We start from the raw sequence: 21009 nt of genomic DNA, 5'->3' as shown, positions 1-21009 counted from the left end.
ACGTTGAATTGAGCGCACGATGATTGAGGTTTTTGGTGCTCGGGTCCGGCAGGCCCGGTTGTTGAGGCGGATGACGGCACGGTCGGTGGTGGAAGCCACAGGCTGGAGTACGTCGCGGCAGTCCCAGATTGAGAAGTCGCTGACGGTGCGGCTCGACGACGGCGATGTTGCGGTGTTGGCGGGGTTGTTCCGGTTTCCTGCAGCGTTTTTCAGCTCGGCTCCGCAGACGCGGATCACCGCGAACGAGCTGCTGTTTCGGGCGCCGAAGTCGATGACGGTGGGTGAGCAGGAGTTTTTGGCGACGTTTGCGTCGTTGGCAGGCGATTTCCTCGGTGAGCTCGACGGCCGATCGAAGCTGCCACCGGTGAAGGTTCCGACGGTCAGTCCTGATGAGCTGGCACACAGTTCGATCACGGTAGCCGCGGCGCGTCTGCGTGAGGCGATGGGGCTGGAACCCGATGAGCCGCTTGACGATTTGATGTATGAGGCCGAGCGTCTGGGCGCCCCGGTGATTGTCCGGCGCCGGGTCGCCGGTGAATGGGAAAGCGAATTCGCCGCTACCGGTGGGCGCTCGCGTGATGAGCGGCATTTAGGGTATTCGAGTTGGGTGGGCCGGTTGCGGGACCGGCCGCTGTTGGTGTTGAGGGATAGCGACTCGTGGGAGCGGACCCGGTTCACGGTCGCCCACGAGCTCGGTCATTTGGTGTTGCACAGCCACGCCTATTGCTCGGTCAGTGCCGCCGACGAGTTGGAGGCTAACCGGTTCGCGACCGAGTTGCTGGCCCCGGCAGGGGTCATCGCAGGTGAGTTGCCGCGGGTGATGTCGCTATTGAATCTGCGTCCGCTCAAAGCCAAGTGGGGCCTGTCGTTGGGGTCGTTGATCATGCATCTGCGGGATTCGGGGCTGATCGCGCCGGACCGGGCGAAAATGTTGACCACTCAGCTGCATTCGCGGATCAACCCGGACACAGGGCACACGTGGGGTATGACGGAACCTGGGTGGGCCGACCGCGTCCCGGAGCGGCCGCGACTGCTGCGTAAGTGGGTGGAGCGCTGCTACGGCGGCGCGTCGGTGCGGATGCTGAGCGCCCGGGAAGCGATGATCTATCCCGCTGATGTGCTGGACTGGTTTTTGGCCACGCAGCGACCGGCACCGGCGACCGAGCATAACCCGGTCGCGGCCAGTGTCGGCCATGGCCGCACCGCGGCCCCACCGGCCGACGGCGGCTCCCAGGTGATCCGGTTGGACGATTTCCGGAAGGGCAGGCCGTCGTGAATGTGGTGGGGTGCGGCTGACGGTGGCACAGGTGCAGCGGGTGCGCTTTGAGGACCGACCACCCACCTACACGGTGGTCGGCGCCGACAAGTTGCCCGTGGCGCCGGCGCGCGAGTACCTGACGTTTCTGCGCGACCAAGGGGGCTCACCGAACACGCTGCGCGCCTATGCCTATGGGCTGGCGGCGTGGTGGACGGTGCTGGAAGGTACCGGTACGGCGTGGGATGACTTCCCCACCAGTCTGTTCGGTCAGTTCCTGGCCTATCTGCGCACCGGGGATCTGCCCGGGGTGGCCCGTATCGGTGAACCTGAGCAGAGATTGGTCGAGTCGTCGCTGTTGCCGCGCAGTGCGGCGGTGTTGTCGATGTACCGGTATTTCGCCGATGCCCATGACCTGGTACGCCCCTACCGGCGGTTGTACGCCAGCCACGCACGGACATCCCGGCGGGGCCGCTATGCACCGTTTCTGGCCGGGGTCGGCCCGAAACGCGAACAGGACGGGCCGATCCACCGGATCCGCAGCCTGCAACGCGCCGAAACACCGGTGCTGCTGCCCATGCAGGTCAACGCCATCTTGGATGCCTGCAGTGTCCAGACAGTCTCCGGTGAGTGGTCGGGCGGCGGGGCGGGGCTGCGTGACCGCTTGTTCTTCGCCGTGCTGGCCGAAACCGGCATGCGCATCGGTGAAGCACTATCGCTGCGCCACAGCGATTTTCATATCGCCGGTGGCGGCACCCCGTCGATACTGGTGGCGGGCCGTGATGATCATCCGCACGGGGTGCGCGCGAAATCGGGTCCGCGCCGGATCTACATCGGCGACGATCTGGTCGCCCTCTACAGCGAGTATGTGTGGCAGTTGGTGGCCGCCGGCGCGGATGTCACGGTCGGCGACCTGGCGTCGTGTTTCGTGTTCGTCAACCTGGTGCGCGGCGTGCGCTACGCCCCGCTGCGACCGGAAACCGTCTACGACAAGGTCGATCTGATCACCGCCCGCCGCGCCGATGCGTTGCCCGAGCAGTGGACGCCGCACTGGCTGCGCCACACCCACGCCACCGCGCTGCTGCTGGCCGGGGTGGATGCGCATGTGGTGATGCGCCGTCTCGGGCACGCCGACGTGCAGACCACGTTGTCGACCTACGGCTGGGTGACCGCCGACGCGCAGATGCGCACGCTGGCCGAATGGAAGAACTATGTCGCCGGGTGGAAGGTGAACCGTGACGGGCAATGACAGTCCTGCACCGGCGCACACCGCACCGACCTGCGGTGCCGCCGGGGGTAGGTGGGCACAGCAGTGGCAGCAGGTACCCGCGCAGTGGCGCAGGCTGGTCTATTACCTGGATACCGCCCCCGCCGACACGGTCTTTCAGCGCAACCCGCGCTACCGGCCCACCCCGGACGGTCACGACTTCACCCCACACGGTGTGCCGCAACGGTTTTGCGAGGAGATCGCGTGGTGGGTGTGGCTGTGCGGGCACGAACAACGTCGCAAGATCGAGCCGTCGCTGCTGAAATGGACCAGCGGTGCACTGAGTATCGCCGCCGCCGACTACCACCAGCGGCACCGGCGTCACCCGGTCAGTATCGCTGATCTGAACGCCGAGGCCATCGTGCGGCACGGTGTGCGCGAGTTCGAGCGCCGCACCGGTCGGCTGCCCTCGGCCGGGTTTCGGCGCAACGTGGCCAGTTTCATCGAGCACCTGCACCTGTATGTGTCGGTGCGCTGCACCGACCGGCCATGGTGGGCTCATGACATCTGGGATCTTGACGCTGATCCCAGAATCCCGCAGCGTGAGCACGAACCCTGCCACGACCAGGTTGCCCGACTCGGCGGGATCGAACCGGCCTGGCTGCGGGAAGGGGTGCGGTTCTGGCTGCGCACCTGCTTGACGGCTGAACTGCTGCGCTGGTCGTCGGTGATCGCGCGCGCCCGCGGCTTCACCCGCCACTTGGGCCCGTTCCTGGCTGAACGCGGGATCGATGATCCGGTGATCAGCACCGACCGGGCGGCGCTGCGGCTGTTGTTCACCGAGTTCACCGAGTACCTGAAATCACCTGCCGCGCGGGCCAAACCGGAGCGTCCGCTGTCGGCGGCGGCGATCTCGGTCGTCCAGTCCAAGGTTCAGATGTTCTACACGTTCATGGTCGATCATGCCGAGGAAGCCGCGGCCGCGACCGGGGATCCTCGCTGGAGCCGGTTGACCGACACCCATACCCGGTTGTGGGGTGCGGCGTTTCGCAGCCGACGCCGCAGCGGCGGCCGGGAGCTGACCTGGTTTTCGACCGCCGAGCTGCAGCGGATGTTGTGCTATCTCGACGTGCTGGCCGCCGATGTGGGCAAACCGGTGGTCATCACCCATCTCGATTCCACGATCTCGGTCGTGTCCGGTCTCGGCGATCCGCAAGCGGCCCGTATCTGGTTGCTGCAAGCGTTGACCGGGCGGCGGGCCTCAGAGATTCTGATGCTCGATTTCGACCCGCTGCAGCCGATCCCGGGTCATGACCGCCCCGTGGGAGCCGCCGACGATCCCGATGGGTTCGTGGCCAAACTGCGCTACCAGCAGACCAAAGTCGACGGTGTGGTGCCCACCATCCTGGTCGAGCAGGCCGTGGTCAACGTGATCAGCGAGCAGCAAGACTGGATCCGGGCGCGCTACCCACAGCTGGAGCCGAAGTACCTGTTCCTCGGGGTGCGCTACCAGCACCAGGGCCAGCGACCACGCAGCTATGACTCCTACAGCCGGATCCTCAATCGGCTCGACACGATCCACGGCCTCACCGACACCGCCGGCCACCCGCTGCGGTTCTCCCAGACCCACCGGTTGCGCCACACCCGGGCCACCGAGCTGCTCAACGACGGGGTGCCCATCCATGTGGTGCAGCGCTACCTCGGGCACGCCTCGCCGGCGATGACCCTGCGCTATGCCGCCACCCTGCAAGCGACGGCCGAAGCGGAGTTCCTGCGGCACAAAAAGATCGGCGCTCATGGCGCCGACATCGCCATCAGCCCGTCTGATGTCTATGACATGACCCAGCTCTCGGCGCGTACCGACCGGGTGCTGCCCAACGGCGTGTGCCTGCTGCCGCCGGTGGCCACCTGCGACAAGGGCAACGCCTGCTTGTCGTGTGGGCATTTCGCCACCGACGCCACCCACCTCGACGAACTGGTCGACCAACGCGTCAAGACCTTGACGTTGATCGACGTCCGCCGCGAGCAGTACCGTGCACGCACCGGGCGCGAGCTCACCGACGACAACGTGTGGATCCACGAGCGTCGCCGCGAAATCGCCTCGCTGGATGCCATCCTCGACCGGCTCCACCGCGACGACGTGACCGATGACGGCGCGAACAGCGTCGCGGGTGCCGGTACCGCCAACCGGGCACCCACCCTGCGCACCGCGACCCGGGGAAGTCACGAATCCGTGCTGCGCAAGGCCGATCCGGACACGCCGCGATGAGCCGCCCCAAGCCGCCACCGCCCACCCAGAAGGCACTCGATGCGCTGGACCAATACCGCCGGGCCCGCAGCGATGAGAAGCGCCGCGACATCGAGAAGGCGATCGCCTACCTGCGCAAGACCAACGCCGACATCAACTTCTCCACCGTGTCCCGCCGCGCCAAGGTGTCCCGCAAAACCATCTACAAACACGACGACCTGGTGACCGTCATCGAGCAATACCGCGGCCGGCATACCGACCGAGAACCGGCATCGACTGGCCGCGAAACCAGCATCCACGCCGCGCTGCGCCACACACTCGCCGCCAAGGACAAAGAGATCGCCGCACTCAAAGCCACCGTCGCAGAACAACAATCAACCATCGAGCTGCTCTACGGCCAACTCGACACCCTGCAGGAACAGACCCCCTGAGCCCAGTGCTACGGAGGCGTTCGCGAGCGGTCACGGTGACGGCCGGTGCCGGGCCATGAGTGAGACCTTCCTGGCCTCCTGGGCCAGCTCGTGAGGTGCCCGTCGGCCCGATTGCCAGGTCATCGACGGGATTTGGCCCGTCGGGCTGTGGTGGGGAGATCTATCCAGGGCGTGTCGGTGTCTGCCGATCGGCCAGTCGCTGAACCGTCGGCGGCGGACCGGCTTTAGTCGGCGGTGACCGCCACGGCATTGTCGCCGGGCGGTGTGGGTGCGGTGGGGGTGGTTTTGCGTTGATGCGTGGCGAGGAAGTCGTCGACGATGCGTGTGGTGTCGTGGGGGGTCATGGTGTGCAGTCCGGTCATGCGGGCGAAGGCGAGCGGCCCGATCAGTTGGCACAACGCCAGGGTCAGGTCGAAGTCGTCGAGTTCGACGCGGGCTTCGGCGCTTTGCAGAATGGCGTCGAAGGGTTGTCGATATTGGTCGACGACTCGTGCCCGCAGCGTGCCGGCCGCGTGTTCACCGCCGGTGTGGTCGGCTGTTGCGGTGGGACCGAGGGACAGCCAGGCCAGCATGGTGACGTGTAGCGGGGCGTCGGCGAACAGCGCCGCCTGACGGGTGAGCAGTTCGATGAGGCGTTCGCGCACCGTCCCGCTGGCCGGTGCCGGCGGGGTGACTTGGGGTAGCAGCCGTTCGAAGGTGGCCGCCAGCAGGTGCGACGAACTGCCGAAGTGGCGGTAGAGGGTGGTTCGGGCCACCTTGGAGGCCTTGGTGACCGCCTCGACGGTGACGGCCTCGACACCACCGGTACTGAGCAGCGCGGCCGCGGCGTCCAGTAAGCGATTGCGGGACCGGGTGCGGCGGGGGTCGATATCGTCGTCTTCGTCGTGGACTCGATCCGGCTGGCTGCTGCTCACACTCACTCTCCTCGCCGCTTCCCCCTTTATGGCCAACGGTTCCGCCCGCCCGACACTTATGGTACCAACAGTAGCGTAGCGAAACTGATCGTACTGGAGGTATCGGGTGTCCGAGCACGTGCCGTGTCGGGATGCGGTACCCGACGGTGACCGTGAGGTTGGGCCGCCCGCGGAACCGTTGCCCGCCCACACCCCGAACTGTATGGGCTGCGGCCCGGACAACCCTCACGGCCTGCAGCTGGTGGTGTACCGCTGCGGCGAGCAGGTGTATGCCGATGCGACCTTCGACGAACGCCACATCGGGGCGCCGGGATTGGCGCACGGCGGCGCGGTGGCGGCCGCCTGCGATGACGTACTGGGCTTCACGCTGTGGATCGCCGGCACACCGGCGGTGACGCGCCGTCTGACCGTCGAGTATTTGCTGCCGGTGCCACTGCACCAACCGCACCGGATCACCGCGCACATCACCGAGCGCAACGGCCGCGCCCTGCATATCCGCGCGACAGGCACCGACACCGACGGCGTCACCCGGTTCACCGCGAGCGCGGTGTTCGTCGTGGTGAGCACCGACCACTTCGCCGCCCACGGTGATCTGGCGGCGTTCGATGGCCTCCTGGAACAGTTCACCCGCAGCAAGCGGGCCCACGCCGACCCGCACGACCCGGCACCGTGACCGCGACCGACACCGAAGCCCACCCCACAAGGCAACAATCCCAGTCGGATTCGCCGCCGGTGGCGCCACACCCGAGCGCGCCGCCGCGTCCGCGCACGCCGACGCGACACCGAGAGGCGATTCTGGATGCGGCACTGACGGTGGCCGCCGCGGGCGGGTATGAGGCCGTGCGGATGCGCACGGTAGCCGATCGGGCCGGTATCGCGGTCGGCACGCTCTACCGCTACTTCCCGTCCAAGACCCACCTGCTGGTCTCAGCGCTGGCCCGAGAATTCGGGCGGCTGCAGGCCGCCCAGGACTGGGCCGCCACCGGCACGACACCTCAGCAGCGACTGGATCGGCTGACCGGTTATCTGCACGAACACTGGCAGCGCGACATTCATCTCACCGACGCCATGACACGGGCATTCGTCGCCGCCGACAGCACCACCGCCGCCGCCCTCGACGAGGCCGCCGCGGTCATCCAACGCCTGCTCGCCCACACCCTGGGCGGCGACACGCCCGGGCCGCTCGATCAGCCGGTCGCCGAACTCCTCGCCGACATCTGGCTGGCGAACCTGACCGCCTTCATCGGCCGGCGGGCCTCGGCGGCCCAGACCCGTGACCGCATCGATCGGGCCAGCCGGCGCATCGTGGATCGCCTGGCCACCCTCACCCCCGACAGTTAACGATACTAATAGTATCGCAGCGATACTTACCGTACCCTTCAGATGCGACCCAAAGACGTGTCGAAGGAGGCGCCATGTTCACCCAATGGATCGAAGACTGCGTCGTGCAACGCGTGTCGCTGCGCGACGGGTTGGTGTTGGACCTCGATGGCTACAGCGAGCTGGTGATTTCGCGCCCCCTGCGGCTGACACTGCCGCCCATCGGGGACTTTCCGGCCGAGGAAGTGCTCATCGACCCCGACCGGGTCGCGGTGCACGAACGCCCGCTGCTCGACCTGGCCGGCGCGGTGTGCACGCACGCCCGATACGGCGATGACGGCGCGTTGCACCTGGGCTTTTCCCGCGGACACCGCATCGATGTCGAGGCCGACGCGCACGCCACAGCCTGGGAGCTCTACGGCAAACGGCACGGATACATGGCCTGCCTGCCGCGTGGCCGGGTCCGGGTGGTCCGCCACGACATCCCCGACGACGACGACACCGACGCCGGCGTCGGTGCGGGTCGCTAGCGGCCCCCAAGACGCGCCCGCGCGGCACCCTCGGACGCGCCGCGCCAACCACTGTGGTACTGCTAGTAGCGTAGCGATACCGATAGTTCCTTTTCTCGGGTGGAGGGGTAGTGACCGACAGCGATCCGGATGGTTCGGGCACCGCGATGAATGTTCGGCGGCGATACCGCCGTTCGGCCGAACCGGCGGATTCCAGCGAGTACAGCGCGCGGTTGGCGGCGCTGGCGAGGTTCACGGTGAGGCACAAGGCGCTGGTGATCGGAGCCTGGCTCGGCGTCGCGGTGGTGCTGGCACTGCTGTTTCCCCAATTGGAAACCGTGGTGCGGCAGCAATCGGCGGAGCTGCTCCCACATGATGTGCCGTCGTTTCAGACAGTGGACCGGATGAGCGCGGCGTTCGGCGAACAAGGTTCCAAGACAATGGTGTTCGTCGCGATGGAAGACCCCGCCGGGCTGACGCCGTCGACGCGGGAGCGCTACGACGACCTGGTGGCGCGGCTACGCGGCGACACCGCACACGTCTTGCTGGTTCAGGATCTGCTGGCCGACCCGATCACCGCGACGCAGGCGGTCAGCGCGGACCGCAAGGCCTGGTTTCTGCCGGTCGGGGTGGCCGGCACCCTGGGCGATCCCGCCGCCGCTGAATCCGTGCAAGCGGTGCGCGACATCGCCGCCGAGGTGTTCGCCGGCTCGACGATCACCGCGTACGTGACCGGCCCGCCCGCCACGTTCAGCGACCAGATCGCGGCCGCCGAACACGACCTGGTGCTGATTTCGATCGCCACCGCCGGCCTGATCGCGGCGATCCTGCTCATCGTGTACCGCTCGGTGTTCACCGCGCTGCTGCCGCTGCTGGTGATCGCGGTGAGCCTGGTCGTCGGGCGCGGTGTGCTCTCGGCCCTGGGCCAGCTGGGAATGCCGGTCTCGCAATTCACCGTGGCGTTCATGACCGCGATCCTGCTGGGAGCCGGCACCGACTACACGGTGTTTCTGATCAGCCGTTACCACGAGCAGCGCCGCGCACAGGTGCCGCCCGATCAGGCCATCGTGCACGCCACCGCCAGCATCGGCCGGGTCATCCTGGCCTCGGCGGCCACCGTCGCCTGCGCATTCCTGGCCATGGTGTTCGCTCAACTGAGCGTGTTCGCCGCCCTCGGGCCAGCCTGCGCGGTTGCCGTCTTGTTCGGATTCCTGGCCACCGTGACGCTGCTGCCACCGGTGCTGGCGCTGGCCGCCAGACGCGGCATCGGCGACCCCAAACCCGACCGCACCCGCCGCTACTGGAACCGCGTCGCGGTCGCGGTGGTCCGCCGACCCGTGCCCCTGCTGATCGCCAGCCTGGTCATCCTGCTGACCCTGGCCGCGGCCACCACAACGATGAAGATCAGCTACGACGACCGCAAAGGCCAGCCCGCCACCACCGCCAGCAACCAGGGCTACCAACTCCTCGACCGCCACTTCCCCAAAGACATCGTCATCACCGAATTCCTCGTCGTGGAAAACCCCACCGACATGCGCACCGCAAAAGGGCTGGCCGACCTCGACGAAATGGCCTCCCGCGTCTCCCAGATCCCCGGAGTCACCACAGTGTCCGGCGTCACACGCCCCACCGGAGCCCGCCTCGAACAAGCCCAACTCTCCTGGCAGAACGGCCAGATCGGCGACAAGATGGCCGGCGCCGTCGCCGACGGCAACGCCAGAAAAGACGACCTCACCAAGCTCACCAGCGGCGCCGACCAACTCGCCGGCGGCCTGGCCCAACTCGACACCACCGTACGCACCGCCCTGACCCCACTGACCGCGACACTCACCCAAGCCCAGACCGCCGGCACCCAGATTCAGCAGTTCCGGCCCCTGCTGCAACAACTTTCGGCCACCGCCCCCGGCGTCGACCGCGCCATCCAATCCGGTCCCGGACTGCGACCCCTGGCCGAACAAGCCCAACACGCCATCGCCGTCCTCGACCCCCTCACCGGCGCCCTCAACACCTCACCGTGGTGTGCCACCACACCCCAATGCGCCCAGATCCGCGACCAAGTCCAGACACTGGTGAGCTTGCGCGACAGCGGATTGTTCACCCAGATCGCCGAACTCGGCGATCGCTACAACCCCGACACCAACGCCACCGTCGCCGGCACCCTGGCCACCGTCCAAACCGCGGTCACCACCCTCGACAAAGCCTTCGCAACCCTCGGAGACCCCGCCGACCTGGCCGGCAACATCCGACGCCTCCAAGACGGCATCAGCCAACTCGCCTCCGGCGCCCAAGCCCTGGCCACCGGCGTCCACGCACTGGCCGACTCCAACATCGAAATGCTGTCGGGGATGAGCCAGATCGCCACCCAACTCCAAAACGCCGCCCGCGCCACCACCAACTCGGACTCCTCCAGCGGCTTCTACCTGCCCGCCAACACCTTCCAAAACCGCCAATTCACCGATATGGCAAAACAATTCCTCTCCCCAGACGGAAAAACAGCACGCTTTGCCATCGAAACCAGCCACGACCCCTACAGCGCCGAAGCAACCCGCCTCGCACACGAAATCACCGACGTCGCCAACGCCGCACGCCCCAACACCTCACTGCACCAAGCCACCGTCTCCGTTGCCGGGTTCCCCGCCGTCAACTCCGACATCCAACGACTGCTGCGAGCCGACTTCGCCCAACTCGCCCTCGCCACACTGCTCATCGTCGGACTCATCCTCGTACTACTACTGCGCGCCCTGCTCGCCCCGCTCTACCTGCTCGGCACCGTCGTGCTCAACTACCTGGCCTCACTGGGCATCGGCGTCCTCATCTTCCAATGGGGACTCGGACACGAAATCGCCTGGCCAGTACCACTACTCGCGTTCATCATCCTGGTCGCAGTCGGCGCCGACTACAACATGCTGCTCGTCTCACGACTACGCGAAGAATCAGGACACAACATCCGCGTCGGCGTACTGCGCACCGTCGCCAACACCGGCTCCGTCATCACCTCAGCCGGACTCATCTTCGCCGCCAGCATGTTCGGCCTCATGGTCGGCTCGATCGCCATCATGATCCAAGCCGGCCTCATCATCGGCTGCGGACTCCTACTCGACACCTTCCTCGTGCGCACCCTCACCGTCCCCGCCATCGCCACACTCCTACGCGAAGCCAGCTGGTGGCCCCAACGAGCCACCCGCAGCCCGACAGCCACCACCCACTCCACACCACCACAACTAGCCACCCGTCATTAAGAACCAACACCCGCGCCCACGCCGAACAAGTCACCGCACTCGTCACCGACGGCACCCCCGCCATGATGGGCGGCGACGAAGCGATGGGCTCCCGAACCATCGCGCCAGCCAGACCGCACCAACCAACCCCTAACCGGAAACACCGGCGGCCCAGCCTGTTACCGATCAGTCCAAGCCAGCCAGCTCGCCTCAGCGGTAACAACAGTGAACATCAGAATGTGACCCCAGATAACTGTTCGAATCCCGCACCCATCTTGTGCACGCTGACCACACAGACATCGGCGCCGGCGCTCATCGCCCAGGTGGGCAGGTCCTCATGGAACGGAAGATGTGCTCCCCAGGCCTCATCGACGATCAACGGTTTGCCGCGGGCATGGCAGACCGCCGCGATGCCCTCCAGGTCGGCGCAGGTGCCGTACGGACTCGGACTGACGATCAGCGCCCCCGCCGCGTCCGGGTGGCGCACCCAGGCGTCCTCCACCTCCTGCGGCGACGGCGGATGCGACAGATGGCGTTCGGCATCCCAACGGGGGGTGATCCAGCGCGGCACGACGCCGGAGAAGATCAGACCCGCCACGACAGACTTGTGGCTGTCACGGCTGAGCAGCAGGCCGTCATCGCCCGCCACGACGGCCATCATCGCCGCCTTGACCGAGAGCGAGCTGCCACACGTGGAGAACCAGGCCACCTTGGCACCGACAGCCTCGGCCATCAGGTCCTCGGCCCGCTGCAAATAGCCGTTGCTCGACCGCCGGTCATCCAGGCCCCCGTTGGACAGCACGTCGCTCAGAAACGGTTCGCGGCCGAGCACCCGCAGCACACGATCGTCGACGCCGCGGCCTTGCCGGTGGCCCGGCGGGGTGAAACCGTACCGGTTGGACGAGTGGTATTCGTTCAGCGCATCGAGCAGCGGTGCCTCACCCTGATCCAGGGCCTTTTCGTTCATTGCCCGGGATTACCCAAAACAACCCGATAATCACACATCCACCTGCCAACACCGCAAATCCCAGCGGAAAGGAACTCGCGGTGGCCAGCGCGCCCACGGCCAGCGCGCCCAGCCCGGTGCCGGTGTCGAATCCGACGTTCCACGCCACGCTGACCGCGCCGCGGGCGTGCTCGCCGGTCGAGGCGAACGCCTGGACCAGCGTCAGATTCTGCAGCGATCCGTAGGCGGCGCCGACCAGCACCGAACCCACCACAACCACGGCGCCGCCGATGTTGATGCCCACCGCGACAACCACCAGCCCCACCGCGCCGAGGCCCAGCATCGGTCCGATGAACCGGGCAGGCCCGCGCCGGTCGGCGATCCCACCGATGAGCCACCGGGTCACCGCGGTCGCTCCGGTCAGCGCCAACAGTGCAGCAAAAGCGGTACCGGCGCTCCCGAACTGCGGTGCGAACGTCAGGATCGCACCGCCCGCCGCAGTGATCACGACGAGTGCCGCGATGGCAAAGACCAACCCACGCGACACCGTGAAACGCTCTCCATCCTGCGCCGGAGGTGCCGTCTCCGGACCGGGCCACATCAGGATCAGCGGCACCGCCAGCAGCGAGGCCGCGGCGAGCGCGAACACCAGTGCAAAACTGAGGTGTTCAGCCAGCCAGGGCGCCGCGGGGGTGAGAAGGAACTGTGGCGCCGCGATGGCAAGCCCGTACGCTCCCACCGCTCGGCCGCGGTGTTCCTGCGCGAACAGACCGGCGATCCCGTCGACACTGCACACGGTCAGGATGCCGAAGCCGAAGCCGCGCAAGGCGGCCAATAGCAGTACTGCCCACAATGATTCGGCGAGCATGTGCGCCAATGCCGGTGCGCCGAGCAACACCAGCCCGAGCGCGAACGTCATGCGCCAGCCGGCTTGTCGCACTACCCGACCGACCAGCAGTTGAGCGATCACGGTGCACAACATCAGCACGGCGTTGACCAGGCCCGCGCCCAGGTTGTCCGCGCCGATGCGCACGGCCCACATCGGCGCGACCGGCAGCAGCAGCGCAAAGCCGGTGAATCCCAGGGCTGCGGCCGCCAGCAGCACCGGCATCCCGGGTGCGCGCCACACTGCGACGCGGCTCACCTGCTGAACACCACGTCGCCACCGATGATCGTGGCCGCCACCAACCCCGCGTCCAGGGCATCGAGCACCCGGTGCGGCGGTGCCGACAGCACGCAGACGTCACCCGGTTGGCCCGCAGCGATGCTGCGCCTGCGGGCCGGGCGCTGCGCTTCCCCGAAGAACAGTTGCAGCGCAGTACTGGCGGGGACACGCTCGGCGGCGCTCAACACCGCACCGCTCGGCGTGCGGCGGTGCACTGCCGCACGCATCGCCGCCCACGGGTCGAGATCACCGAACGGGGCGTCGGTGGACAGTGCCACCGGTACCGCTGCCCGCAGCAGCGACGCCAGTCGCCACAGCTGGTCGTGTTCGGCCACCGGCACATCCGTGCGGTACTGATCGCCGCGTTCGGCCACGAAGTTGGGCTGGGTCACCACGGTCACGTCGAGGTCGACGAGATCGGCGATGCAGTCCTCGGGCACCATCGCGGCGTGCTCGATGCGGTCGGACCGGTGCACTCCGGCAGCACGCAGCGCCGCGATCGTGACGACGAGTTGCGCCGCGGTCACGCAGTGCACTGCCACCGGACCCGTTACGTGCCGGTCTGCGATCCACGCGGTCAGCGCGTCGAGGTCCAGGTCGTCGTCGTGCAGGATCTTCTTTCCCGGCGCCAGGACATGCAGCCGTTGGCGCAGTCCGCGGGGCTGGGCTCCGAGATCGGGGGTGGCGTCGGTGACCGCGGTGACGCCGTAGCCGGCCAGCCGGTTGCTCAGTGCGGCCATGGCGGATTCGCGGCGCGGCAGCGTATCCGACCAGGAGGTGTCCGCACTCGGTAACCTCCCGTCGTCGTGGTCGGCTCTCCCGATGGCCCTCAGGCCGGCCGAGTTCAATGTCCACAGCACACCGCTGCGATGCTGCACCCGCAGCGGTACCGACGGCGCGAACTCGTCGAGCAGGTGCCGGTCGAGTGGTCCGGCCACCGCCTCGTGATAGCCCACCGCCCGGATCCAGCCGTCGCTGCCCGGCACCGCGGCGGCCAACACCCGCCGCAGCTCGGCCGCGCCGTGCACCTCGCGCGGACCCACCCGGACCGAGCCCTGTTCGGCGGCAGCCGAATACACGTGCAGGTGGTGGTCGTGCAGCCCCGGGATGACTGTGCCGTACACGGCATCGAGCACCTGCTCGTCGGGGTACGGCGTGAGGCCATCGGCAACCTCGGTGATCTGCTGCCCGAGCCGGATGTCGGTGGCCGTCCCGTCCAGGAGGGTCGCCCGTTGAATCAACATGTGGCGGTCGTTCTTTCGCGTATCAGCTGTTCGACTGCGGCGTTGTCGGCGCCCAAAGCACGAGCGGGCGGGCCCGGGCTGGGGCGCACCGGTGATGTTTCTCCGCCGTCAGGGTGGGCCGCGTATCCGGCGGCCACAGCCGCCATCGAGAATTCGATCAGCTCGCCGCCGCCGCGATTACGTGACGCGGCGACGGCGTGCGCGGCATGCAGTCCGGTAAGCGGGTCGGCGATGGCATCGCCGGTGAATACCGGTGCACCGTCACGGTATCCGACCAGGCCGCCCGATACCGCGGCGTCGTCACCGAACGCCACCCAATCGGCCTGCGGGCCCACCGCACCGTGCCCGGTGATACGCAGCCACACCCGGCCGTCGCGCGGCGCCACGGAGTCCGGGCCCAGCCCGCGGCGGGCAAGGGCGGCGGGCCGCGACGCTTCGATCACGACATCGGCCACCTTCAGTAGGGCTGCGATGGCATGGTATTCGCCGAAATCCACCGCATAGGAGAGCTTTCCGCCGTTCATCCAGTCGAAGAACGCGCGCTCGCCCGCCCTGGTCCCGTCCGGACGTCCCCGGCTCTCCACCTTGACCACGATCGCGCCGGCGCGGGCCAGCAGCTGCCCGCACAACGGGCCCGCCCACATCGACGACAGGTCGGCCACCAGCATCCCCGCCAGGGGGCCGTCCTTCGGTGCGCCCAATGCCCGGATCCGGGGCGGCGCAGCGGTTGTCTCACCGAGCACCGCAACCGGTAGACCGAGCAGGCGGGCCCGCTCGGCCGCATCGCAGGCGCGCTGCCCGGCGAGCCATTCCTCGACGGCCGGCCAGGCATCGACCTCGTCGTCGGCGCCCACCAGCGCCGGAACAGTCGCAACGTCGTCAGGCCGCGACAGCGTCAGCGCACACCAGCCGCCGTCGGCCGTAGGCAGCAGCCGCGTCGCGCCGCCTGCCGAAACCCTGCCGTGCGCAGCCAGGCCGAGCAGCGCGGCGCGGCCGGTGAGAATTTCGGCGGCGTCGACCGTCACCCCGTCGGTGGCGGTGACGAATTCGTCGGCGACCGTTTGGGCTGCGGCCAGGACACTCGCGGCGATGCCGGTCATCAGAACAACAGCGCGCTGAACCGCCAGTCCAGCACCTGCCGGTCCGTGGTGTCAGGGTCCGTGGCGCCTATTTCGCTCCTCGCGTGCGCGGCGTACACCAGCGACCTCAGCCGCAGCACACCCGCTTCGGCCGATTCCACGTGCAACTCGCTGAACAGCGTGTCGTTCTCGTACACCGGACCGGTGTGATCGCAGGACTCCCAGCCCAGCACCGTGACGAGATTGGGCAACAGTCGGCTCGCCTGCGCCAACGCCAATCCGATGGTGTGACCTCCGTACACCAGGCGTTTGCCGCCGGCGCGCCAATCATGGTGGGTGGCAGCGATGTTCAAGGTGAGCCTGGCCAGTTCGGGAGCGCTGCTGACCACATCGCCCGTGCTGCGCAGCACCGTACCGGCCAGCGCCGGGTCGAAGTGTGGGCCCCGCACGCGGGCCCGGTATCCGTCGGCGTCCCAGCCTGCGGTCGGATCAGGTGGCGTGTCGGTGCCGATCGTCGACAGGTCATCGGAGTGACCGGTGTCCGCGGCGCCGTCGGACAGCGGCAGCATGGCGCAGCGGTGGAAATCCAGCACCAGGCGCTCGTTCTGGTCGACGGTGGTCATCCGCAACGCCGCCAGGCCGGTCGGCTCGCGACCCGACTTGTTCGAATTCTGCTTGAGTCCAACAACTTCAGTGCGGGTGGTCAAGGTATCGCCGATCACCGGGTACCGGTGGAACGCCAGCCCGCGGTAGAACAGGTTGGCCTTGACCCGCTGGGTCACCAGCGTGCTCTGCCCGATCGCCACGTCGCAGACCAGCGCCGGGTGTGCCAGAGGTCCCGGCGCACCGGTCACCGCCGCGGCCAGTTCGGCGTCCAACGCCAGCCGCAGCCGATCACCGATGATCGACTGGTGGGTGGCTGCCGCGCCCGCCGTCAGCGTCATCGACGGCGCGGTATCGAACACCTGCCCGACCTCAAGGTCGTCGAAATAGGGACCACCGCTCACACTGGCACTATGCCATCCGGCGTCGCCGGCCTGCACGGGCAGCATCAGCTCACCTCGTCGACCAACCCCCACGCGAGCGCCGTCGCCGCATCGATGGTGTGCCCGGAGAGCACCAGGTAGGCGGTGCGCCAGCGGCCGATGCGCCGGGTGACGCTCACGGTGCCGCCCGCACCCGGAATGAGTCCCAGTTGCAGCTCCGGCAGGCCGATGGTCGCCTCGGGGTGACAGCGCACCCGACCGCAGTACGCCGCCATCTCCAGGCCACTGCCCAGCACCTGGCCGTGCACCTCGGCGCGGCAGCGTGGGCCGAGCCGGGTGGTCAGCGCGTCGAGCACCAGCGCCGGGCTGTGACGGGTGCGCGCCAGGTGGGCACTGGCCGGATCGGTGAACGATCCGAACTCCGCGAGATCGCCACCACTGCAGAAAGATCGGCCGTTGCCGCCGAGCACCACCTCGTCGACCGCAGGGTCGAGCCGGGCCACCTCGAGCGCTTCGAGTAGCGCGGCCCGCGCGTCCGTGGAGAACGCGTTGTGCCGCTGTGGCCTGTTGAACCGGATGTGCAGGGTGTTGCCGTCGCGGTGGGCCTGCACCGGTTCCGGTAGAGCGGGCACGGTGGCGGGCCCGCGTTCGGCCAACCAGCGGGTGAACTCCGGTCCGGACTGCAACGTCGAATAGGCCAGCGATTCGGTGATGACCCCGCCGAATGCGGGAGCGCTGACGTCGACGCTGCCGAGCACGTCGAGACAGACCGCCGCAGCCTGCGGCCACCGCTCACAGCGGTGCCGGAGTTCGTCGAGCGTCTGGCCCACCGAGTCCACCGTGACCACCCGCGGGTCGTCGGACCGGGCCTCGGTCAACGTGAACGCCGCACCGTCATCCGGGTTTTCGACTCCGACGCGGACGCCGCCTGACAGCTCGATCACGTCATGAATACTTCTGGATCAGCTCCTGCTTGTACAGCTTGCCGGTATCGGTGCGCGGCAGTTGTGTCTCGAAGGAGATCGTCCGCGGGCACTTGTAGTGCGCCAGGCGGTCCCGCAGCCAGTTGAGGAGCTCATGCTCGAATTCCGGGGTGGCGTCAGCGGGGTCGACGGTCTGCACCACACCTTTGACGGCCTGTCCCATGTCATGGTCTGGCACGCCGAACACCGCGGCGTCCATCACCTTGGGATGCACGACGAGCATGTTCTCCGCCTCCTGCGGATAGATGTTCACGCCGCCCGAGATGATCATGTGGTGACGCCGGTCGGTCAGGTAGAGGTAGCCGTCGTCGTCGAGATATCCGATGTCCCCCACCGTCTTCCACCCGTGCGAGTCGCGGGAGGACGCGGTCTTCTGCGAGTCGTTGAGGTATTCGAAATCCGCGCCGCCCTCGAAGTAGATCTCACCGGCCTGCCCTGCGGGCAGTTCATTGCCGTCGTCGTCGAGGATGTGCACGATGCCGTTCATCGGCTTGCCCACCGAGCCCGGATGGGTCAGCCAGTCCTCGGCGAAGATCAACGTCGCGCCGATCGCTTCCGAGGATGCGTAATACTCGTCGACGATCGGCCCCCACCAGTCGATCATCTGCTTCTTGATCTCGACCGGGCACGGCGCCGCGGCATGCATGACCCGCTCCAGGCTCGACAAGTCATACGAATTCCGGGTCTCTTCAGGAAGTTTCAGCATCCTGGTGAACATCACGGGGACGAACTGGCCGTGGGTCACGCTGTACTTCTGGATGGCGTCCAGGGTGCCTTCCGGGTCGAATTTTTCCAGCACCACGGTGGTGATGCCACCGGCGTGCACCTGCATCGACCACACCGACGGCGCGGTGTGGTACAGCGGCGCCGGGCTCAGATAGACGGCCTCGGGGTGCATCCAGAAGCCGACCAGTGCGGCCATCAGGCCCGGGGTCTCCGACGGTGGCAGGTGCGGCAGTTCACGTTTGATGCCCTTGGGCCGACCGGTGGTGCCCGACGAGTACTGCAGCAGATCGCCGTCCAGTTCGTCGGCGATCGGGGTTTCCGGCTGGTCGGCGACCGCGTGCGGATAGCTCTGCCATCCATCCAGCTCCCCGTCTGCGATCAGGAGCACGGAGGGCAGGCCGTCAGGCAACTCGTCGCCCAGGCCGGCCAGCACGTCCTTCATCGCCGCCGAGCCGACGATGGCCTTGGCGCCACTGTTGTCGATGATGTACGCGGACTCGGCGGCCGTCAGGTGGGTGTTGATCGGCACGTAGTACAGACCACTGCGGCGCGCCGCCCACATCACCGCGTGGATGTGGGCGTTGTTCTCCATCAGGATCGCGACCACATCGCCCTCGCGCAGGCCCTGCCGGCGGAAGTAATGCGCCAGTCGGTTCGCGTGGGCCTCCAGCTCACCGAACGTGACGACGGTGCCGGACGGGTGAAGGATGATTGCCGGCTTGTCGGGGTTGGCGTCGGCATGCTCACGGATCTGCATGAGCTGACTTTAATGGGCGCCACTTGACGGGTGTCAAGTGGCTGGCGTCGCGCTTCGTGATGGCCGCGGCGTGTGGCCTACTACGCCTCGGCCTAAGCCTCGGCCAGGCGCTGCTTGAGTGCGTCGAACTCGTCTTTGACGCCGCTCGGGAGCTTCTCGCCGACGAACTCGAACCACTCCTCGATCAGCGGCAGTTCGGCGCGCCACTCGTCGGCGTTGACCGCCAGCGCCTCGTCGACGTCGGCCGGGTTGACGTCGAGACCCTCGAGGTCGAGGTCGGCCGCGGTGGGCACGATGCCGATCGGGGTGCTCTTGCCTTCTGCTTTGTGCTCGATGCGCTCGATGGCCCACTTCAGCACGCGGCTGTTCTCGCCGAAGCCAGGCCACAGGAAGCGGCCGTCATCGCCGCGACGGAACCAGTTGACGAAGAACACCGCGGGCATCTTGGACTCGTCGGCGTTCTTGCCGATGTCGATCCAGTGCTGGAAGTAGTCGCCGACGTTGTAGCCCATGAACGGCAGCATGGCCATCGGATCGCGCCGCACCGTGCCGACCTTGCCCTCGGCGGCCGCGGTCTGCTCGGAGCCCAGGGTGGCGCCGATGAACACTCCGTGCTGCCAGTCGCGGGCCTGCGTCACCAGTGGCACCGTGGTCTTGCGCCGACCGCCGAACAGGATCGCCGAGATCGGCACACCCTGCGGGTCGTCCCATTCCGGGGCCAGAGTGGGGCACTGTGAGATCGGCGTGCAGTACCGCGAATTCGGGTGGGCTGCCTTGGATTCCGTCTCGCGCAGAATCCAGTCGTTGCCCTTCCAGTCGATGAGGTGATCGGGTTCGCCTTCCAGGCCCTCCCACCACACATCGTTGTCATCGGTCCTGGCGACGTTGGTGAACACCGTGTTGCCGGCCTCGATGGTCTTCATCGCGTTGGGGTTGGAGTCCCAGTTGGTGCCGGGCGCGACACCGAAGAAGCCGAACTCGGGATTGACCGCGTAGAGCCGGCCGTCCTTACCGAACCGCATCCAGGCGATGTCGTCACCGACGGTCTCGGCGCGCCAACCCGGGATCGTGGGCTGCAGCATCGCCAGGTTGGTCTTGCCGCACGCCGACGGGAACGCCGCGGCGATGAAGTACGCCTTGTTCTCCGGCGAGATCAGCTTGACGATCAGCATGTGCTCGGCCAGCCAGCCCTCGTCATGGGCCATCGCCGAGGCGATGCGCAGCGAGTAGCACTTCTTGCCCAGCAGCGCATTGCCGCCGTATCCCGAACCGTAGCTCCAGATTTCGCGGGTCTCGGGGAAGTGGGTGATGTACTTGGTGCCGCTGCACGGCCACGGAACGTCTTCCTGCCCGGGCTCCAGCGGAGCACCCACCGAATGCAGCGCCTTGACGAAGAATCCGTCGTCACCGAGCTTTTCGAGCGCGGCGGCACCCATCCGGGTCATGGTGCGCATCGAGATGACGACATACTCCGAATCGGTGATCTCGACGCCCAGCTTCGGGTCCTCCGCTCCGAGCGGGCCCATACAGAACGGCACCACATACATCGTGCGGCCCCGCATCGAGCCGCGGTACAGCTCGGTCATGATGCCGCGCATCTCGGCCGGGTCCATCCAGTTGTTGGTGGGTCCGGCGTCGATCTCGCGCTCGGAGCAGATGAAGGTGCGCGACTCGACGCGGGCCACGTCCGACGGTGCGGACAGCGCGAGGTACGAGTTGGGCTTCTTCTCTTCATTGAGCTTGGTGAACGTGCCCGCCTCGACGAGCTCGGCGGCCAGGCGGTTGAACTCTTCGTCGGATCCATCTGCGAACACCACGCGCTCCGGCTGAGTCAGCTCTGCCACCTCTTGAACCCAGGCCAGCAGTCCCTGATGTTTCGTCGGTGCGGTGTCCAGACCCGGAATGGTCGCTGAGGTCATCACATTCTCCTGCGTAGGTTTTTTGGAATCCGACCACGCCACAACGCGGTCACGGCGGTTCCCTGAGATAGAGGTTAACGCGGGTGATATACCCACGGGGAA

The 21009-nt window shown here is 67.4% G+C and carries 16 protein-coding genes and 1 pseudogene; 8 read left to right on the top strand and 9 right to left on the bottom strand.

Features of this window, described 5'->3' with window-relative positions; all coding sequences use genetic code 11:
* Nucleotides 1-70: 70 nt before the first annotated feature.
* The 4 genes from M1247_RS26790 to M1247_RS26775 are packed head-to-tail and all read left to right on the top strand — an operon-like array spanning nucleotide 71 to nucleotide 5141.
* Nucleotides 71-1276, top strand: a complete 1206-nt coding sequence (locus M1247_RS26790) for an ImmA/IrrE family metallo-endopeptidase (protein ID WP_064885223.1) — start codon at nucleotides 71-73, stop codon at nucleotides 1274-1276.
* A 22-nt stretch (nucleotides 1277-1298) separates the two neighbouring features.
* Nucleotides 1299-2504: a tyrosine-type recombinase/integrase gene (locus M1247_RS26785; protein WP_079633040.1), complete on the top strand. Its 1206-nt coding sequence runs from the start codon at nucleotides 1299-1301 to the stop codon at nucleotides 2502-2504.
* Nucleotides 2491-4731 carry a site-specific integrase gene (locus M1247_RS26780; protein WP_079632868.1) on the top strand — a complete coding sequence of 747 codons (2241 nt, stop codon included), beginning with the start codon at nucleotides 2491-2493 and terminating at the stop codon, nucleotides 4729-4731. Before M1247_RS26785 ends, M1247_RS26780 begins: the two co-directional genes overlap by 14 nt.
* A complete protein-coding gene (locus M1247_RS26775; protein ID WP_064884951.1) occupies nucleotides 4728-5141 on the top strand; it encodes a DUF6262 family protein in 414 nt (137 codons plus the stop codon). Before M1247_RS26780 ends, M1247_RS26775 begins: the two co-directional genes overlap by 4 nt.
* A gap of 224 nt (nucleotides 5142-5365) precedes the next feature.
* Here M1247_RS26775 and M1247_RS26770 read toward each other — a convergent pair whose 3' ends face one another.
* A complete protein-coding gene (locus M1247_RS26770) occupies nucleotides 5366-6055 on the bottom strand; it encodes a TetR/AcrR family transcriptional regulator (RefSeq protein ID WP_064884953.1) in 690 nt (229 codons plus the stop codon).
* Nucleotides 6056-6257: 202 nt separating this feature from the next.
* On the opposite strand from M1247_RS26770, the gene M1247_RS26765 reads away from it, so the two are divergent.
* The 4 genes from M1247_RS26765 to M1247_RS26750 all read left to right on the top strand — a co-directional run bounded on the left by M1247_RS26765 (nucleotide 6258) and on the right by M1247_RS26750 (nucleotide 11123).
* A complete protein-coding gene (locus M1247_RS26765) occupies nucleotides 6258-6728 on the top strand; it encodes a PaaI family thioesterase (protein ID WP_064884955.1) in 471 nt (156 codons plus the stop codon).
* On the top strand, nucleotides 6725-7396 hold the full coding sequence (locus tag M1247_RS26760) for a TetR/AcrR family transcriptional regulator (protein ID WP_064884957.1): 672 nt from the start codon (nucleotides 6725-6727) through the stop codon (nucleotides 7394-7396). Before M1247_RS26765 ends, M1247_RS26760 begins: the two co-directional genes overlap by 4 nt.
* 74 nt (nucleotides 7397-7470) lie before the next feature.
* Nucleotides 7471-7905 (top strand): DUF6188 family protein, encoded by a 435-nt coding sequence (locus M1247_RS26755; protein WP_064884959.1) that lies wholly within the window; start codon nucleotides 7471-7473, stop codon nucleotides 7903-7905.
* A 146-nt stretch (nucleotides 7906-8051) separates the two neighbouring features.
* The gene (locus M1247_RS26750) at nucleotides 8052-11123 is read left to right on the top strand and encodes an MMPL/RND family transporter (RefSeq protein ID WP_207545017.1); all 3072 of its coding nucleotides are present in this window, start codon (nucleotides 8052-8054) and stop codon (nucleotides 11121-11123) included.
* Nucleotides 11124-11355: 232 nt separating this feature from the next.
* Here the strand turns inward: M1247_RS26750 and M1247_RS26745 are convergent.
* The 8 genes and pseudogenes from M1247_RS26745 to M1247_RS26710 all read right to left on the bottom strand — a co-directional run.
* Nucleotides 11356-12054, bottom strand: a pseudogene (locus M1247_RS26745) (aminotransferase class I/II-fold pyridoxal phosphate-dependent enzyme); the annotation flags it as partial.
* The gene (locus tag M1247_RS26740; protein WP_410506954.1) at nucleotides 12041-13159 is read right to left on the bottom strand and encodes an MFS transporter; all 1119 of its coding nucleotides are present in this window, start codon (nucleotides 13157-13159) and stop codon (nucleotides 12041-12043) included. The pseudogene M1247_RS26745 and the gene M1247_RS26740, both read right to left, overlap by 14 nt.
* Nucleotides 13160-13188: 29 nt before the next feature.
* Nucleotides 13189-14457: an amidohydrolase family protein gene (locus M1247_RS26735; protein ID WP_317159436.1), complete on the bottom strand. Its 1269-nt coding sequence runs from the start codon at nucleotides 14455-14457 to the stop codon at nucleotides 13189-13191.
* Entirely contained in the window at nucleotides 14451-15557 is a 1107-nt protein-coding gene (locus M1247_RS26730) for a CoA transferase (RefSeq protein ID WP_317159435.1), read from the bottom strand. Before M1247_RS26730 ends, M1247_RS26735 begins: the two co-directional genes overlap by 7 nt.
* Nucleotides 15557-16588: a hotdog family protein gene (locus M1247_RS26725; RefSeq protein WP_317159434.1), complete on the bottom strand. Its 1032-nt coding sequence runs from the start codon at nucleotides 16586-16588 to the stop codon at nucleotides 15557-15559. Before M1247_RS26725 ends, M1247_RS26730 begins: the two co-directional genes overlap by 1 nt.
* Nucleotides 16588-17463: an enoyl-CoA hydratase/isomerase family protein gene (locus M1247_RS26720; RefSeq protein WP_410506953.1), complete on the bottom strand. Its 876-nt coding sequence runs from the start codon at nucleotides 17461-17463 to the stop codon at nucleotides 16588-16590. Before M1247_RS26720 ends, M1247_RS26725 begins: the two co-directional genes overlap by 1 nt.
* A gap of 4 nt (nucleotides 17464-17467) precedes the next feature.
* Nucleotides 17468-18988, bottom strand: coding sequence for a fatty-acid--CoA ligase FadD4 (fadD4, locus tag M1247_RS26715; protein WP_317159432.1), 1521 nt, complete (start codon nucleotides 18986-18988; stop codon nucleotides 17468-17470).
* Nucleotides 18989-19080: 92 nt separating this feature from the next.
* A complete protein-coding gene (locus M1247_RS26710) occupies nucleotides 19081-20907 on the bottom strand; it encodes a phosphoenolpyruvate carboxykinase (GTP) (RefSeq protein ID WP_317159431.1) in 1827 nt (608 codons plus the stop codon).
* Between the last annotated feature and the right edge of the window lie 102 nt (nucleotides 20908-21009).

This window comes from Mycobacterium appelbergii (assembly GCF_032883035.1).
GTDB classification, from domain to species: domain Bacteria; phylum Actinomycetota; class Actinomycetes; order Mycobacteriales; family Mycobacteriaceae; genus Mycobacterium; species Mycobacterium appelbergii.
Note: the sequence above shows the minus strand (reverse complement) of the source record. Positions and strands in the feature narration are given on the sequence as shown.

What these genes read in the sequence shown, in the direction of transcription:
- M1247_RS26730 (WP_317159435.1), bottom strand. Translation starts at nt 15,557, where the DNA reads ATGACCGGCATCGCCGCGAGTGTCCTGGCCGCAGCCCAAACGGTCGCC.
- M1247_RS26735 (WP_317159436.1), bottom strand. Translation starts at nt 14,457, where the DNA reads ATGTTGATTCAACGGGCGACCCTCCTGGACGGGACGGCCACCGACATC.
- M1247_RS26725 (WP_317159434.1), bottom strand. Translation starts at nt 16,588, where the DNA reads ATGCTGCCCGTGCAGGCCGGCGACGCCGGATGGCATAGTGCCAGTGTG.
- fadD4 (WP_317159432.1), bottom strand. Translation starts at nt 18,988, where the DNA reads ATGCAGATCCGTGAGCATGCCGACGCCAACCCCGACAAGCCGGCAATC.
- M1247_RS26765 (WP_064884955.1), top strand. Translation starts at nt 6,258, where the DNA reads ATGGGCTGCGGCCCGGACAACCCTCACGGCCTGCAGCTGGTGGTGTAC.
- M1247_RS26790 (WP_064885223.1), top strand. Translation starts at nt 71, where the DNA reads ATGACGGCACGGTCGGTGGTGGAAGCCACAGGCTGGAGTACGTCGCGG.
- M1247_RS26755 (WP_064884959.1), top strand. Translation starts at nt 7,471, where the DNA reads ATGTTCACCCAATGGATCGAAGACTGCGTCGTGCAACGCGTGTCGCTG.
- M1247_RS26740 (WP_410506954.1), bottom strand. Translation starts at nt 13,159, where the DNA reads ATGCCGGTGCTGCTGGCGGCCGCAGCCCTGGGATTCACCGGCTTTGCG.
- M1247_RS26775 (WP_064884951.1), top strand. Translation starts at nt 4,728, where the DNA reads ATGAGCCGCCCCAAGCCGCCACCGCCCACCCAGAAGGCACTCGATGCG.
- M1247_RS26710 (WP_317159431.1), bottom strand. Translation starts at nt 20,907, where the DNA reads ATGACCTCAGCGACCATTCCGGGTCTGGACACCGCACCGACGAAACAT.
- M1247_RS26750 (WP_207545017.1), top strand. Translation starts at nt 8,052, where the DNA reads ATGAATGTTCGGCGGCGATACCGCCGTTCGGCCGAACCGGCGGATTCC.